Below are 11,903 nucleotides of genomic sequence, written 5' to 3'. Positions count from 1 at the left end.
CCTAGATGAGGGCTCCGACCGCCGGGGCCGCGACTCCACAGGCGCGGTCGATCGCCTCCGGCGACAGCACGTGGCCGATGGCGAGCGCCGCCGCGCCGATCACGCCGGCCCGCTCGCCGGCACGGGAGGTGGTGATGTGCAGGTGCTCGGTCGCCAGCGGCAGGGACCGCTGGTAGACGACCTCGCGGATCCCGGCCAGGAGTCCCTCGCCGGCGACGGCGAGGCCGCCACCGATGACGATGACCGAGGGGTTGATCAGGTTGACCAGTGCCGCGAGGACCTCGCCGAGGTCGCGGCCGGCCTGCCGGACGGCCTGCATCGCCACCCGGTCGCCGCCCCGCACGAGCGCGACGACGTCGTGGTCGGCCGGCACGTCGACGCCGGCCCGGCGGATCGTCGCGGCCAGCGCGGGCACCGCCGCGATCGCCTCCAGGCAACCCTGGTTGCCGCACCGGCAGGTCACCTCTGCGCCCCGGGCGACGAAGACGTGCCCGAGGTCGCCGGCGGTCCCCTGGGCGCCGCGCTGGAGCGTGCCGCCGGAGATGACGCCCGCGCCGATGCCGGTGCCGACCTTGATGAACACGAGGTCGCGCACGTCGCGCAGGTGGGAGTGCTGCTCGCCGAGCGCCATGATGTTGACGTCGTTGTCGACCAGGACGGGCACGTCGAAGGCGCGCTGCACATGGCCCGGGACGTCGTACCGGTCCCAGCCGGGCATGATCGGCGGGTTGATCGCCCGGCCGGTGGAGTGCTCGACCGGCCCGGGGAGCCCGATGCCGATCGCGGCGAGCTCGCCGACGTCGCGCCGCTGGTCCGCCAGCAGGTCGCGTACGACGCCGTCGACCCAGCCGAGCACCCGCTCCGGCCCGAGCGCGATGTCCAGGGCGGCGGCGCGCTCGGCGAGGATCCGGCCGTCGAGGTCGGCGACCGCGGCGCGAGCGTGGCTCGCCCCGAGGTCGACGCCGACGACGACCCGGGCGCCCGGGTTGAAGGCCAGCAGCGACGGGGGCCGGCCACCGGTCGAGACGCCTCCGAACGGCACCACCAGCCCCAGCCGCATCAGCGCCTCGAGCCGCGCGGCGATGGTGGAGCGGGCGAGTCCGGTGGCCTCGGCGAGCTGGGCCCGGGTGCGCGGCTGACCGTCCCGGAGGAGGTCGAACACGTCGCTGGGCCGCACGTCCGGAGTCAACCACGCTGACCTTTGTCACGTCCAGCAAACGACTTTTGTCCGACTCTCGACAAAAGTGAGTGACGCGTGCCACAGTGACCGCGTGCCGCAGCCCGTCCGCACCTCCCCCGCGTCCCACCGCGCCGAGCCGGCCCCGGTGGTGCTCCAGGCGCGTGGCCTGACGAAGAGCTTCGTCGGGCACACCGTGCTGGCCGACGTCGACCTCGACCTGCGCGCCGGCCAGGTGCACGGCCTGGTCGGCGAGAACGGCGCCGGCAAGTCGACGCTGATGAAGATCCTCGCCGGCGTGCACGCCGCCGACCGCGGTGCGGTCGTCCTCGGCGGCCGTCCGGTGACCTTCCACCACCCGCTGCAGGCACAGCAGGCCGGCATCTCCACGGTGTTCCAGGAGTTCAACCTGCTCCCCGAGCGCACCGTGGCCGAGAACGTCTGGCTCGGGCGCGAGCCGCGCCGGCGGGGACTGGTCGACGTCGACCGGATGCACCGCGACACCCAGTCGCTGCTCGACGACCTCGGCGTCGTCGGCCTGCGCCCCCAGCAGCGGGTGCGCACCCTGTCGGTCGCCGAGCAGCAGATCGTGGAGATCGCCAAGGCGGTCAGCTTCGACGCGCAGGTCATCTCGATGGACGAGCCGACCGCGGCCCTGGCCGACCACGAGGTCGGCCTGCTCTACGACATCATCCGCAGCCTCACCGCCCGCGGCGTCGCGATCCTCTACGTCTCCCACCGGCTCCGGGAGATCTTCGACCTCTGCGACACCATCACCGTGCTCAAGGACGGCCGCCAGGTCGCCACCCGCGCGGCCGCCGACCTCGACGACGCCGAGCTGGTCCGGCTGATGGTCGGCCGGGAGATGTCGGCCTTCTTCCCCGAGCCGGTGGCCGGCACCGAGCCCGGCGAGCCGCGCCTGGAGCTGCAGGCCGCCGGCAACGGCTACGTCGACGGCGTCGACCTGCGGCTGCGGGCCGGCGAGATCGTCGGCGTCGCCGGGCTCCAGGGGTCGGGCCGCACGGAGCTGATGGAGGCCATCTTCGGGGTCCGGCCGTTCACCCGCGGCCGGATGGTCGTCGACGGCCGGCCGGTGCGGCCGCGCTCGCCCCGCGCCGCCGTACGCGCCGGCCTGGCGCTCGTCACCGAGGACCGCAAGGCCACCGGCCTGGCCCTCAACCAGTCGATCCTCGACAACGCCCTGGGCCCGGTGCGGGCGGTCTTCCCGCTGCGCGCGGGCCGGGCCCGGCGCGAGGTGCCGGGCCTGCTGTCCAACCTGGAGGTCACCGCGCGCGCCCTCGACCAGGAGGCGCAGTTCCTCTCCGGCGGCAACCAGCAGAAGGTCGTGCTCGCGCGCTGGCTGGCCACCGAGCCGCGGATCGTGCTGATGGACGAGCCGACGCGCGGCATCGACGTCGGCGCGAAGCACGCGATCTACGAGCTGATGCGGGTCCTGGCGAGCGAGGGCGTCGCCGTGCTGATGGTCTCCAGCGAGCTCCCGGAGGTGATCGGCATGTCCGACCGGATCCTGGTGATGCGCGACGGCCGGGTCGCCGGCGAGCTCGCGCGCGGCGCCTCCGAGGAGGCGGTGCTCCAGCTCGCGACGGGCGCGACCGGGGAAGGACCCGGCCGATGACCACTCCGACCGCGCACGGCACCGGCTCCCCGACCCGCATCGGCGGCCTCACCTCGACCGGCATCGTGCTGATCGTGCTGGTGGCCGCGGTCGTCGCCGGCACGGTGCTGACCGCCGTCGAGGGCCGCAACTTCTTCAGCACCGGCAACCTGCGCGACATCCTCGCCGCGACCAGCGTGCTCGGCTTCATCGCGATCGGCCAGACCCTGGTCATCCTCTGCGGCAGCCTGGACCTCTCGGTGCCGTTCGTCGCGAGCCTCACCGGCGTCATCGCCGGCGGCATCATGGCCGGCGAGACCGGCAACGTCCCGGCCGCGGTGCTGGTGGCCCTCGGCCTCGCGGCCCTGATCGGTCTGGTCAACGGTGTGCTGGTCAGCGTGCTGCACGTCCACGGGTTCATCGCGACCCTCGGCATGGGCCTGGTCATCAGCGGCTACATCGCCTCCAACTACCAGGGCAACCACGGCTCGGCGCCCCGGTCGTTCCGGCTGATCGGCATCACCTTCATCGGGCCGGTGCCCCTCTCGACCCTGCTCATGCTCGGGTGCGCGGTGCTCGCCGTCGTCCTGCTGCGGCGCACCCGGCTGGGCCACCACCTCTACGCCGTCGGCGGCAACGCCGAGGTCGCCCGGCTCTCCGGCGTACGCACCCAGGTGCCGGTGATCACCGCCCACGTGCTCTGCTCCGTGCTCGCGGCCGTCGCCGGGCTGCTGCTGCTCGCGCGGCTGTCCGTGGGCAACCCCAACATCGGCAGCCAGGGACGCTATGACCTGCTGTCGATCGCGGCGGTCGTGCTCGGCGGCACCCTGCTCGCCGGCGGCAAGGGCCACATCACCGGCACCGTCGCCGGGGTCGCGATCTTCGCGGTGATGGACAACGTCATGGGGGTCATGGAGACCTCCCCCTTCCTGCAGAACGTCGTCCGCGGCCTGGTCATCGTGGCGGCGGTCGCGGTCTACTCGCGCCGATCGATCGAGCGCCGGCCGACCCGGTTCGACCGACCAGCCGCGCGCGGCGCCGTACCCCAGGAGGCCGGATGAGCCCGACGAGCCCAGCCCGTACGACGCCCGCCACCGGCGCGGCCGCGCTCCCCCGCCACACCGCCGGCCTCGGCGGCCGGGCGGCTGCGGCCATCAGCACCCCGGGCGGCGCGGTCTTCGTGCTGGCGCTGGCCCTGCTGGTCGCCACCGTGGTCGCCAACCCCAACTTCGGCGACCCCGGGGTGATGATCCGGTTCCTCGGCCGCACCGCCCCGATCGCGATCGCCGCCATCGGGCAGTACTACGTCATCGTCGCCGGGGAGTTCGACCTCTCCATGGCCGCGGTGATCGCCGCGCAGGTGGTCATCGCCGGCAACTTCATCGGCGACGACCCCGGGCGCAACCTGACCGGCCTGCTCCTGATGCTGCTCCTGGGCGCCGCCGTCGGCCTGGTCAACGGCCTGGTCACCACCATTCTCAAAGTCCCGAGCTTCATCGTGACGCTGGCGATGATGCTCGCCCTGACCGGCCTGGTCCGCTACCTCTCCGGGGGCGCCGCCGACGCCCCGCCCAACGACGACTTCCGACAGCTGGGCCGCGGGACCGTCGACGACGTGCCGGTGGTCGACGTGATCCCCTACCCACTCATCGTCCTCGCGGTGCTGTGCGTCGCGGCGGTCTGGCTGATGCGCCGGCCGTTCGGGCGCACTCTGCTCGCCGTCGGCGACAACCCCGACGCCGCGCAGGTCTCGGGTGCGCGGGTGTGGTGGGTCAAGACCCAGGCCTTCATCCTCTCCTCGCTCGCGGCGACCGTGGCCGGCGTGCTGCTCGTCGGCTACGCCGGCGTGCACCCGACCGTCGGCGAGGGCTACGAGTTCGCCGCGATCACCGCGGTCGTGCTCGGCGGCGTGGTGCTCGGCGGCGGCCGCGGCTGGGTGCTCTCCGCCGTCGCCGGCGCCTTCGCCATCGAGCTCCTTTTCACCCTGCTCACCGTGCTCGACGTCGAGTCGACGTGGCGCGACACCGTCCGCGGCGTGATCATCATCGTCGCCGTCGCGTTCGCCGGCCGCGCCTGGACGCTGGGCCGCCGCCGCGCGCGGCCCTCCGCGGGGAGCCAACCGACCTCGGGAACCAGCAGTCCCTCTCCCACCCACGAGCCCACTCCGGGCGCGAACACAGGAGGCAATTGATGCGCAGAACCCACCTCAAGGGCGTGCTCGCGGGGGCGGCCGCGCTGGCCGTGCTCACGGCCTGCTCGACCGACGACTCCGGCACGGACCCGGCGGCGGACGACACCACCGGCGGCGGCTCGGACAGCGAGTGGTTCGTCCAGGCGGACTACGACGAGCAGATGGAGCAGATGGACGCCACGTTCGAGGGCGACCCCGAGCAGCCCTACCTGCAGTACATCGACGGTCCGATGACCGACACGTCGGAGTGGAAGACCGACAAGCCGATGAAGGCCTGCTTCGCCAACGCCTCCATCTCCAACCCGTGGCGCCAGACCGGCTGGATCACCATGAACCAGCAGCTCAAGGTGCTGCAGGACAGCGGTGTGATCTCCGAGATGGAGACCCGCGACGCCGGTGACGACGACAACCAGCAGATCGCCGACATCGACTACTTCATCTCCGAGGGCAACTGCGACGCCTTCATCATCTCCCCCAACTCGACCGCGGCCCTGACCCCGGCCGTCGAGCGGGCGTGCGAGACCGGCAAGCCGGTCATCGTCTTCGACCGCGGCGTCGAGACCGACTGCGCGACCACGTTCATCCACCCGATCGGTGGCTATGCGTGGGGCATCGCGTCCGCCAACTTCCTCGTCGAGCACCTCGAGGAGGGCGACAAGGTCGTCGCCCTGCGCATCCTTCCGGGCGTCGACGTGCTCGAGACCCGCTGGGCCGCGGCGAAGAAGATCTTCGACGAGAACGGCATCGAGACCGTCGACCACTTCACCGAGGCCAACCCCGAGCGGATCAAGAGCATCATCACCGACGAGCTCACCAAGGGTGACGTCGACGGCATCTGGATGGACGCCGGCGACGGCTCCGTCGCCGCGCTCGAGGCGTTCGAGGACGCCGGCATGGACTACCCGGTCATCACCGGGGAGGACGAGATGAGCTTCCTGCGCAAGTGGGAGGAGACCGGGCTGACCGGCCTGGCCCCCGTCTACTCCAACTTCCAGTGGCGCACCCCGCTGCTCGCGCTGGAGAAGATCGCCAAGGGCGAGGAGATCCCGCGGGAGTGGGTGCTTCCGCAGGAGCCGATCACCGAGGAGGAGCGCGACGAGTTCCTCGAGGCCAACGAGGGCATGCCCGACGGCCACTACGCCAAGTTCGGCGGCGAGGACCTGCCGGGCTACCCGGAGGTCTGGCAGAAGCGGCAGATCCCCTAACCGGCATCGGAGGTGGAGGAGGCCGCCCAGCGGCCTCCTCCATCCCGGGCCACGCCCCTTCCCCGACCCCCGCACGGAAAGGCCTCACCGTGAGAGCCATCGGCGTCAACACGTGGGTGTGGACCTCCCCGCTCACCGACGCGAACCTGCCCGACCTGCTCCGGCACGTCGCCTCGCTCGGCTTCGACGCCGTCGAGCTGCCGCTGGAGTCGGTGGGCGACATCAGCCCCGAGCCGACGGCCGCCGTGCTCGCCGAGACCGGCCTGGCGCCGTACGTCGTGGGGGCGATGGCGCCGGGCCGCGACCTGGTGGCGGCCGCACCGGAGGCGGTCGCGGCCACGCAGGACTACCTGCGCGGCTGCATCGACCTGGCCGCGGCGATCGGCGCGCCGGCCGTGTGCGGACCGTTCTACGCCCGGACCGGGCGGGTCTGGCGGCTCACCGGTGATGAGCGCGCCGCGGCCTACGACGAGTGGCGCGCCAACCTGGCGCCCGTGGTCGACCACGCCGCCGCACACGGCGTGCGGATCGGGATCGAGCCGCTCAACCGCTACGAGACCTCGCTGGTCAACACCGTCGACCAGGCGCTCGAGGCACTGGGGCCGCTGCTCGGGCCCCACCTGGGGCTCGCGCTCGACACCTACCACCTCAACATCGAGGAGCGCTCCAGCGCCGACGCCGTACGACGCGCCGGTGAGCACCTGCTGCACCTGCAGGTGTGCGGCAGCGACCGTGGCGCCCCGGGCGGCGACCAGACCGACTGGCCGGCGCTGCTCGCCGCCCTCGACGAGGTCGGCTACACGGGCCCGCTGAACATCGAGAGCTTCACCCCCGACAACGCCGCCATCGCCGTGGCCGCCTCCATCTGGCGACCACTCGCCGCCTCGCCCGACGACCTCGCGCGCGACGGCCTGGCGTTCCTGCGCGCCGCCACGGCGCGCGCCCACGATCCCGCCACCGCAGGAGGAGCCCGATGACCGCGTCGCCCGGAGGCAGCCTGGGGGTGGCCGTCGTCGGCTACTCGTTCATGGGCAAGGCCCACTCCAACGCGTGGCGCAACGTCAACGCGTTCTTCCCCGGCACGCCGCCGGTGCGGCAGCAGGTCCTCGTCGGTCGCGACGCCGCCGCCGTGAAGCAGGCGGCCGACCAGTACGGCTGGGCCGAGACCGCGACCGACTGGGCGTCGGTGGTGGTCCGCGACGACGTGCACGTCGTCGACATCTGCACGCCGGGCGAGAGCCACCGCGAGATCGCGCTCGCCGCGCTCGCCGCCGGCAAGCACGTGCTCGTCGAGAAGCCGCTCGCCAACTCGGTGCCCGAGGCCCAGGACATGGTGGCCGCGGCCGCACGGGCCGCGGCGCGAGGGGTCCGCTCGGGCGTGGGCTTCAACTACCGGCGGGTGCCCGCGCTCGCCCTCGCCCGGGAGCTGGTGGCGGACGGCCGGATCGGGGCGGTGCGCCAGGTGCGGGCCGCCTACCTGCAGGACTGGCTCGCCGACGCCTCGGCCCCGATGACGTGGCGGCTGCGCAAGGAGTCCGCCGGGTCCGGCGTGCTCGGCGACCTCGGCTCCCACGTGGTGGACCTCGTGCAGCATCTGCTCGGCGAGCCGGTGGTCACCGCGACCGGCCACCTGTGCACGTTCGTGCCGACCCGCGAGGGTCCCTCCGGCCCGGAGCCGGTCACCGTCGACGACGCCGCGTGGGCCACCCTGGAGACCGCCTCCGGAGCGGTCGCCGGCATCGAGGTCAGCCGGGTCGCGACCGGCCGCAAGAACGGCCTCACCCTCGAGCTGTACGGCGACCGCGGGTCGATCGCCTTCGACCTCGAGCGCCTCAACGAGCTGCACCTGCAGGAGGGGCTCGGCGGGGCGACCACCGGCGCGCAGCGCATCGTGGTGACCGAGCCCGACCACCCGTCGCTGTCCGCGTGGTGGCCGCCGGGACACGTCCTCGGGTGGGACCACACCTTCACCATCCAGGCCGCGGACTTCCTGACCGCGGTCGCCGACGGGCGCGACCCCGCGCCGTCGTTCACCGACGGGCTCGCCGTGCAGCGCGTGCTCGACGCGGTCGAGCGGTCCGCCGCCCAGCAGGGCACCCGGGTCGACGTCGTACTCGACCGGACCGAGAAGGAGGACTGATGGGCAAGCGCTTCACGCTCTTCACGGGCCAGTGGGTGGACCTCACCCTCGAGGAGGTGGCCGAGCTGGCCGCGAAGTGGGGCTACGACGGCCTCGAGATCGCGGTCTCCGGCGAGCACCTCGACGCCTGGCGGGTCGACGAGGACGGCTACGTCGAGGAGCGGATGGACATCCTGCGGCGGCACGGCCTGCAGTGCTGGGCGATCTCCAACCACCTGACCGGCCAGGCCATCTGCGACGACCCGATCGACTTCCGCCACCAGGCGATCGTCCGCGAGCGGGTCTGGGGTGACGGCTCTCCCGAGGGCGTGCGGCAGCGCGCCGCCGAGGAGATGCGGCTGACCGCGCGGCTCGCGCAGGCGATGGGGGTGGACACCGTCGTCGGGTTCACCGGCTCCTCGATCTGGCAGTACGTCGCGATGTTCCCGCCGGTGCCCGCCGAGCGGATCGACGCCGGCTACCAGGACTTCGCCGACCGCTGGCACCCCATCCTCGACGTCTTCGCCGAGTGCGGCGTGCGGTTCGCCCACGAGGTGCACCCCTCGGAGATCGCCTACGACTACTGGTCGACGCGACGCACCCTCGACGCGATCGGCAACCGGCCGGAGTTCGGGATCAACTGGGACCCCAGCCACATGATGTGGCAGGGCCTGGACCCGGTCGCGTTCATCACCGACTTCGCCGACCGGATCTACCACGTCGACTGCAAGGACACCCGGATGCGGATGGGCGGCGGCCGCAACGGCATCCTCTCCTCCCACCTCCCCTGGGGCGACCAGCACCGCGGCTGGGACTTCGTCTCCACCGGCCGGGGCGACGTGCCCTGGGAGGACGCGTTCCGCGCCCTGGCAGCCATCGGCTACGCCGGCCCGATCTCGGTGGAGTGGGAGGACGCCGGCATGGACCGGCTGCACGGCGCCCCGGAGGCGCTGGAGTTCCTCCGGCGCTTCGACTACGACCCGCCGGCGGCCTCCTTCGACGCGGCCTTCAGCAAGCAGAGCGAGGGATAGCCGCCGGCCCCGAGGTGCAGCGCGTCACCGTCGCGCCCGCCGGGCGTCGTACGGAATGACCGCGGGGCGCAGCCGGTTGGATGAAATGTGAAGAACATCGGGTTCCTGTCCTTCGGCCACTGGACGCCGTCCCCGCACTCGGCGACGCGCTCGGCGTCGGACGCGCTGCTCCAGTCGATCGACCTCGCGGTGGCGGCGGAGGAGCTGGGCGCCGACGGCGCCTACTTCCGGGTCCACCACTTCGCCCGCCAGCTGGCCTCGCCGTTCCCGCTGCTCGCGGCGGTCGGGGCGCGCACCAGCCGGATCGAGATCGGCACCGGCGTGATCGACATGCGCTACGAGAACCCGCTCTACATGGCCGAGGACGCCGGCTCCGCCGACCTGATCTCCGGCGGTCGGCTGCAGCTCGGCATCAGCCGCGGGTCACCGGAGCAGGTGATCGACGGGTTCCGCCACTTCGGGCACGAGCCGGAGGACGGCGACCACGCGGCGATGGCCCGGGCGCACACGCGCCGGTTCCTGGAGGTGATCGAGGGCGAGGGCTTCGCCGAGCCGAACCCACGTCCGATGTTCCCCAACCCGCCGGGCCTCCTGCGGGTCGAGCCGCACTCCCCCGGCTTGCGGGAGCGGATCTGGTGGGGCGCCGGCACCCGCGCCACGGCGGAGTGGACCGCCGAGCAGGGCATGAACCTGATGAGCTCGACCCTGCTCACCGAGGACACCGGCGTGCCGTTCCACCGGCTGCAGGCCGAGCAGATCCAGCGGTTCCGCGACGCCTGGACCGCAGCGGGCCACACCCGCGAGCCGCGCGTCTCGGTCAGCCGCAGCATCTTCCCGATCGTCGACGAGCGCGACCGCGCCTACTTCCTACGCGAGACGGCCAGCACGGACCAGGTCGGGCACATCGACGGCGGCCTCGCCCGGTTCGGCCGGTCGTACGCCGGCGAGCCCGACCAGCTCGTCAAGGAGCTCGCCGAGGACGAGGCGATCGCCGCGGCCGACACGTTGCTGCTGACGGTGCCCAACCAGCTCGGCGTCGACTACAACGCCCACGTCATCGAGAGCGTGCTGCGCCACGTCGCCCCGGAGCTCGGCTGGCGCTGACGTCGGCGAGGTGCCGGCCGACGTGCTCGGCCACGACGTCGCCGAACACCTCGTGCCCGGCGGCGTCCGGGTGCAGGCGGTCGTCGAGGTAGGTCAGCTCCACCCCGCGCATCGAGAGGTAGGCGACGCCGGCCGCACCGGCCAGACGGGCGAGCGCTCGGTCGACCGCGGCCACCCTGGCCGGACGGCGCGCGGGCGCCGCAGGCGGACCGACGACCACCACCCGGTCGGCGGAGACGCCGGCGCGCTGCAACCCGCGCAGCAGCTCGGCGAAGCCCGCCTCCAGGTCGGCCGGCGGCTGGTCGGTGTCGTTGAGGCCGCCCTCGACGACCACCAGGTCGGTGCCGGGCCGCACCGACACCGGTGCGCGGGTCGCAAAGCTGACGTCGCCGCACGCGCTGGCGCCTCGGCTGAAGCCGCTGCCGGAGAACCCGTCGACCCGCACCCGCCCGTCCAGGCGCACCGGCCACGACCGCCGCGGCGGCACCCCGGCGCCCACGGAGTAGGAGTCGCCGATGACCAGGACGTCGAGGCCGTCGCCGGTGACGAGCGCGGCCCGCTCCGCGGCGGCCCGGGCCACCCGCGCGCAGTGGTCGGTCCCGGCCCCCGCCCCCACCCACACGGTCACCGTCGCACCGGTCGCCAGCACCCCGACGAGCAGCGCGAGCAGGAGCCGGTGGCGAGTCACGCCCGGATCATCCGTCGTACCTGACGAACGCGTTGGGAAATCGCGGAAAAAGCAACGCGTTCGTCAGGTACGTCGGCACCTGCCCCTTCGGGCAGCCGGTCTCGCCCGTCCGACCGCCTGACCGCGGTGGCCGCCGGCCTGGCGACTTCCCTAGCGTCGCCGGTGCCGTCGACGAAGGGTCACCCCCCATGACACGAGCTCGGCCCAGCCGCAGACCGGCGCCAGCAGCCGAGGACCGCGGCTCCGCCGGCGCGGGCCACGCGGGTCCGGGTGCTGCCGGCCGGGCCGTCCCGGCATCCTCGGTGGCCGACCTGCAAGGCCTGCAGCGCACCGCCGGCAACCGCGCCGTCAGCGGCCTCGTCTCCACCATGCCGCCCGCAGGCGTCCTCGGTCCCGAGGCGGTCGTGCAGCGGTACGCGCGGCCGTCCGGTGGGCTGAAGCGCGGCTTCAAGAAGGACCGGCTCGAGAAGCACGCCCGCAAGGCCGACGCCGCGGCGTTCCGGGACGCGGCCAAGACCCTCTACCGGGACGACGCCAACTACTTCCTCGACCTGCTGCTCTACAAGCTCGAGAAGCATCGCGGCCAGCAGCAGACCCAGCAGTTCTGGCTGCGCAACAGCCCGCGCGAGGCGCTGCCGGCGGTACGACGCCGCGCCGGCCGAGCTGTTCCCGACTGGCTGCAGACCTTGCTGTCGCCACCGGCCCCTGCCGCCGCGCCCGCAGCGGCCCCGGCCGCCGCAGCCCCGGCCCCGGCAGCCGCCCCAGCCGCCGCA

The 11,903-nt window shown here is 73.3% G+C and carries 11 protein-coding genes; 9 read left to right on the top strand and 2 right to left on the bottom strand.

Features of this window, described 5'->3' with window-relative positions; all coding sequences use genetic code 11:
* Window position 1: 1 nt before the first annotated feature.
* Window positions 2-1,177, bottom strand: a complete 1,176-nt coding sequence (locus tag ACPOLA_RS17530; protein WP_435771793.1) for an ROK family protein — start codon at window positions 1,175-1,177, stop codon at window positions 2-4.
* 94 nt (window positions 1,178-1,271) lie between these two features.
* Here ACPOLA_RS17530 and ACPOLA_RS17525 point away from each other — a divergent pair, with 94 nt between their 5' ends.
* The 8 genes from ACPOLA_RS17525 to ACPOLA_RS17490 all read left to right on the top strand — a co-directional run bounded on the left by ACPOLA_RS17525 (window position 1,272) and on the right by ACPOLA_RS17490 (window position 10,442).
* On the top strand, window positions 1,272-2,813 hold the full coding sequence (locus ACPOLA_RS17525; protein ID WP_435771792.1) for a sugar ABC transporter ATP-binding protein: 1,542 nt from the start codon (window positions 1,272-1,274) through the stop codon (window positions 2,811-2,813).
* The gene (locus ACPOLA_RS17520; protein WP_435771791.1) at window positions 2,810-3,853 is read left to right on the top strand and encodes an ABC transporter permease; all 1,044 of its coding nucleotides are present in this window, start codon (window positions 2,810-2,812) and stop codon (window positions 3,851-3,853) included. Before ACPOLA_RS17525 ends, ACPOLA_RS17520 begins: the two co-directional genes overlap by 4 nt.
* On the top strand, window positions 3,850-4,983 hold the full coding sequence (locus tag ACPOLA_RS17515) for an ABC transporter permease (protein ID WP_435771790.1): 1,134 nt from the start codon (window positions 3,850-3,852) through the stop codon (window positions 4,981-4,983). Before ACPOLA_RS17520 ends, ACPOLA_RS17515 begins: the two co-directional genes overlap by 4 nt.
* Window positions 4,983-6,188 carry a substrate-binding domain-containing protein gene (locus ACPOLA_RS17510; RefSeq protein WP_435771789.1) on the top strand — a complete coding sequence of 402 codons (1,206 nt, stop codon included), beginning with the start codon at window positions 4,983-4,985 and terminating at the stop codon, window positions 6,186-6,188. Before ACPOLA_RS17515 ends, ACPOLA_RS17510 begins: the two co-directional genes overlap by 1 nt.
* A gap of 89 nt (window positions 6,189-6,277) precedes the next feature.
* Entirely contained in the window at window positions 6,278-7,165 is an 888-nt protein-coding gene (locus tag ACPOLA_RS17505) for a sugar phosphate isomerase/epimerase family protein (RefSeq protein WP_435771788.1), read from the top strand.
* The gene (locus ACPOLA_RS17500; protein WP_435771787.1) at window positions 7,162-8,328 is read left to right on the top strand and encodes a Gfo/Idh/MocA family protein; all 1,167 of its coding nucleotides are present in this window, start codon (window positions 7,162-7,164) and stop codon (window positions 8,326-8,328) included. Before ACPOLA_RS17505 ends, ACPOLA_RS17500 begins: the two co-directional genes overlap by 4 nt.
* Complete coding sequence (locus ACPOLA_RS17495) at window positions 8,328-9,338, top strand: sugar phosphate isomerase/epimerase family protein (protein ID WP_435771786.1); 1,011 nt, start codon at window positions 8,328-8,330, stop codon at window positions 9,336-9,338. Before ACPOLA_RS17500 ends, ACPOLA_RS17495 begins: the two co-directional genes overlap by 1 nt.
* Before the next feature lie 87 nt (window positions 9,339-9,425).
* Window positions 9,426-10,442 carry an LLM class flavin-dependent oxidoreductase gene (locus ACPOLA_RS17490; protein ID WP_435771785.1) on the top strand — a complete coding sequence of 339 codons (1,017 nt, stop codon included), beginning with the start codon at window positions 9,426-9,428 and terminating at the stop codon, window positions 10,440-10,442.
* Here the strand turns inward: ACPOLA_RS17490 and ACPOLA_RS17485 are convergent.
* Window positions 10,393-11,130: an SGNH/GDSL hydrolase family protein gene (locus tag ACPOLA_RS17485; protein WP_435771784.1), complete on the bottom strand. Its 738-nt coding sequence runs from the start codon at window positions 11,128-11,130 to the stop codon at window positions 10,393-10,395. The genes ACPOLA_RS17490 and ACPOLA_RS17485 overlap by 50 nt on opposite strands.
* 302 nt (window positions 11,131-11,432) lie before the next feature.
* On the opposite strand from ACPOLA_RS17485, the gene ACPOLA_RS17480 reads away from it, so the two are divergent.
* Window positions 11,433-11,903: hypothetical protein (locus tag ACPOLA_RS17480; RefSeq protein ID WP_435771783.1), on the top strand; the 471-nt coding region annotated here is incomplete at its 3' end.

Source organism: Nocardioides proteolyticus (genome assembly GCF_051280635.3).
GTDB lineage: Bacteria > Actinomycetota > Actinomycetes > Propionibacteriales > Nocardioidaceae > Nocardioides.
The sequence above is the reverse complement of the archived record's forward strand: the minus strand, read 5'-3'. Positions and strand labels throughout refer to the sequence as shown.

Bases quoted from the DNA above. Each gene is read 5' to 3' on its own strand.
- ACPOLA_RS17515 (WP_435771790.1), top strand. From the start codon at position 3,850: ATGAGCCCGACGAGCCCAGCCCGTACGACGCCCGCCACCGGCGCGGCC.
- ACPOLA_RS17520 (WP_435771791.1), top strand. From the start codon at position 2,810: ATGACCACTCCGACCGCGCACGGCACCGGCTCCCCGACCCGCATCGGC.
- ACPOLA_RS17500 (WP_435771787.1), top strand. From the start codon at position 7,162: ATGACCGCGTCGCCCGGAGGCAGCCTGGGGGTGGCCGTCGTCGGCTAC.
- ACPOLA_RS17495 (WP_435771786.1), top strand. From the start codon at position 8,328: ATGGGCAAGCGCTTCACGCTCTTCACGGGCCAGTGGGTGGACCTCACC.
- ACPOLA_RS17510 (WP_435771789.1), top strand. From the start codon at position 4,983: ATGCGCAGAACCCACCTCAAGGGCGTGCTCGCGGGGGCGGCCGCGCTG.